General features: G+C 56.4%; 1 protein-coding gene. It reads right to left on the bottom strand.

The window, feature by feature from the left end:
* Window positions 1–275 precede the first annotated feature (275 nt).
* Window positions 276–1,298, bottom strand: a complete 1,023-nt coding sequence (locus ACKTSJ_RS11090) for an IS110 family transposase (protein ID WP_407900224.1) — start codon at window positions 1,296–1,298, stop codon at window positions 276–278.
* Window positions 1,299–1,440: the final 142 nt, after the last annotated feature.

The raw sequence follows: 1,440 nt of genomic DNA, 5'->3' as shown, positions 1-1,440 counted from the left end.
TATATGGACGCCTCCCGGTTTAGCAAGAGATTTGTCGTGTTTTGGTAAAACCAGAAATCGGCTGCAGTCTTATATCCGGCCTTGTTGCAAGCTGGACTTCTGCCTGCGGGCCCTGATGGAATTCGCCAAGAACGCCCTCATCTCCTTTTCGTGCTCGAAGCACTCGAAATCATTCAGGTTTACGTTCTTGCGGTCCGACCTGTTTCGCCATCACACGGGTTTATCTACCTGCGCAACCTATCAGCATTCCACTCCTTTTCAGTGGTTGTTCTCTGTCATGCGGGCACTTGGCTCACATAACCCTTTTGGTACTCACGACCGTGCGCCAGGATCGCCCACGCCGTGCGCGCCATCTTGTTGGCCATCGCGACAATGGCCACGTTCGTTGGTCGCCTCTGGAGCAGTGACTCGCTCCATGCGCCCTTGTCCTTTGCCTTGAACATCACTGTTCGGGCTCCATGGATCAGCAAGGTGCGCAAATACGTGTCGCCCCGCTTGCTGATGCCTAACAACTTGACCTTGCCGCCGGTGCCGCTTTGCCGTGGAACCAGCCCCACGAAGGCAGCGAATTCCCGTCCCGACTTGAAGCTGCTTGCCTCGCCCATCGTGGCGACCAAGGCAGTGGCCGTCAGCATCCCCACACCCGGTATTCCGGCAATCTTCCTGCAAGCCTCTTGTTGTTTCTGCCAATCCTTGATTCTGCGTTCAATGTCCTGTACGCCCGCTTCAATATCATTGAGGCGCTGCAACTGTTCCTTGATTGCTTCGAACAGCATGCCCGGTACGACTTCTTCCAGTTCAGCCATGCGCTGCCGCATTTCTGCCACTCCTGCTTGCCGCCCACCCTTTAGAGTGATGCCAAACTCGTAGAGCAGTCCGCGCAATTGGTTCACCTGCATGGTGCGGAATCTGATTAGCGACAATCTCATCCGGTGCAGCGCCAGCATCGCTTGCTGCTCTTCCGTCTTGCCAGCCACCGTGCGCATCCCCGGTTGCCGCACCGCGGTCCAGATCGCCCGCGCATCCGCGGCATCGGTCTTGTTGCCTTGCACAAACGGGCGGATAAACTTGGGATGAATCAGGTTGACCTCGTGTCCCAATCCCATCAGCTTGCGCCGCCACCAGTGCGCGCTTCCGCACGCTTCAAGTGCGATCAGTCCGGCTTCCCGCTGCGCAAAGAATTCCAGCAACTCTTGCCTGCCGAACTTGCGGTTATGAATCTCTCCGCTCTTAATGTCTACCCAGTACAACTGAAATACCCGCTTTGCAATATCCAGCCCATATGTCGTAGCATTCATGTCAGCCCCTCCGCCCGTTGTGGAAAGATCTCATTATCTCCACCTTGGCACCTAGATGCCGTCAGGTCCGCGAGGGGCTACCTCATTCTTACTTACTTACCTCGCTCCCCGTGGGGAGGGAGGCGTCCATCCCATCTCCTTT

Source organism: Ferrigenium sp. UT5, from assembly GCF_045866295.1.
Lineage (GTDB): Bacteria > Pseudomonadota > Gammaproteobacteria > Burkholderiales > Gallionellaceae > Sideroxyarcus.
The sequence above is the reverse complement of the archived record's forward strand: the minus strand, read 5'-3'. Positions and strand labels throughout refer to the sequence as shown.